This is a genomic window from Streptomyces sp. NPDC001156 (genome assembly GCF_053598275.1).
Genome location: NZ_JBSFJX010000583.1, coordinates 1 through 1008, shown reverse-complemented (window position 1 = coordinate 1008; position 1008 = coordinate 1). Strand labels below are relative to the sequence as shown.

2 protein-coding genes and 1 pseudogene are annotated in these 1008 nt (G+C 72.4%); all 3 read right to left on the bottom strand.

Annotated elements, in window-relative coordinates:
- A pseudogene (locus tag ACWDA7_RS53260) lies at positions 1 to 293 on the bottom strand (DUF6286 domain-containing protein); the annotation flags it as partial.
- Between the two features lie 115 nt (positions 294 to 408).
- Positions 409 to 822 carry an Asp23/Gls24 family envelope stress response protein gene (locus ACWDA7_RS53255; RefSeq protein WP_450615490.1) on the bottom strand — a complete coding sequence of 138 codons (414 nt, stop codon included), beginning with the start codon at positions 820 to 822 and terminating at the stop codon, positions 409 to 411.
- Positions 819 to 1008, bottom strand: a 190-nt coding sequence (locus tag ACWDA7_RS53250) for a hypothetical protein (protein ID WP_450615488.1), incomplete at its 5' end; no start/stop codon positions are given. The genes ACWDA7_RS53255 and ACWDA7_RS53250, both read right to left, overlap by 4 nt.

Sequence of the window (1008 nt, the reverse complement as noted above, 5' to 3'; positions counted from 1 at the left end):
ACGGCGGCTCCGGTGAGCATCCACACATCGTCCACCGGACGGGTGGCCAGCTCGTAGGCCAGGTGCTTTCGCCAACCTGCCGCCTGGCGTCCCGCCCGTACGGCCACGACATCGACCAGTGCCGCGCCTGCCGCGACAACGATCGCCGCGGCTATCAGCGCGGCCGGAAGGCGGCGCTCGGACCACGGACGGTGGGTGGTGTGCCGTCTGCTGTGGTCGCCCGCTGCCGTGTCCGGCGGGGGCGCGTCGCGTTCGGGCGGTGCGGGCCCGGTCGGCTCTTTCGCCAGCGACACCGTGTCACGGTGCGCCGACGGTGCGGGGCTTGGGGCGGGAGGGCCCGGGTCGGGTGTCATTCCGGTCCTCCTTCGTATACGTGTGCGGCATGCTGGGCGGCCGCGCGCGGCGGACTCACCGGACCCGTCCCCGGTTCGCGCCGGAGACCGTCACCAGTCGCCGGACGGTCAGGGTGACTTCTCCCACGTGCAGGCCGGTCAGCTGAGCCACCCGCTCGGCGACGTCGTGCTGTATCCGCTCACAGAGGTAGGGGATGTCGGCGGGGTAGGGCAGGTCTAGCGCCAGGTGCAGGCGCACCCATCCGGTGTGGGAGGCTGCAGAGGCGCTGGGGGCTGCCGATCCGCCCCGGTCGCGTGGTATGGCGGCGCGCCGGGATTGAGCCGCACGTGCGGCCTGAGCGGCGATCCGGGCGACCACCTTGTCGGGTATGACGGTGGCGCCCCGCTCGGCCGGTGGCGGCAGGCTGGCTGCCCGTGCCGGTGGCGGCCCGCTGTCGGTGGATGGCGCGGAGCCGGGTCGGGCACTCACCGCCGCCTCCGTGAGCGGAGGTCGAGGTCGCCCTGCAGGGCGAGGCCGGCAGTCAAACCAACCGCGCCCAGAACAAGAACCAGCAGGAACGCCCAGAAGCCACCGAAGTAGGCTGCGAAGCCCAGCGCCATGCCGGCGGCAAGACCCGTAGTCGCTGTGTTCATTTCGCACTCACCCATCTCGCGA